Origin of the sequence: uncultured Microscilla sp. (genome assembly GCF_947493425.1) — a bacterium.
GTDB lineage: Bacteria > Bacteroidota > Bacteroidia > Cytophagales > Microscillaceae > Microscilla.
Window position 1 is genome coordinate 1 of the sequence record NZ_CANLRP010000694.1, and the last position, 223, is coordinate 223.

General features: G+C 39.9%; 1 protein-coding gene. It reads right to left on the reverse strand.

The window, feature by feature from the left end:
• Positions 1-223 (reverse strand): hypothetical protein (locus tag Q0954_RS34930; protein ID WP_299466954.1); only part of this gene is annotated, 223 nt, incomplete at both ends.

A 223-nucleotide genomic window follows, 5' to 3' on the forward strand; every position in this document is an offset into this window, starting at 1 on the left:
ATTTAGAGGCAAAAAGAGCCATTTCTTCCCTCGTATAACGTTTATACACTTCAGAAACTTCACTTTTTGATAGTTTACTTGATCCTCCTATTTGCAAGAAGAACGACTCCAAACAGGCCAATTTGAACGCAAAATCATTGTCTTTAGTCTCATTCAAGCTATGCTCATCGAGCCTATCAACGTCAGATTGAAAGGAACTTGCGTGGTTTGTCGCGTGTGGGTT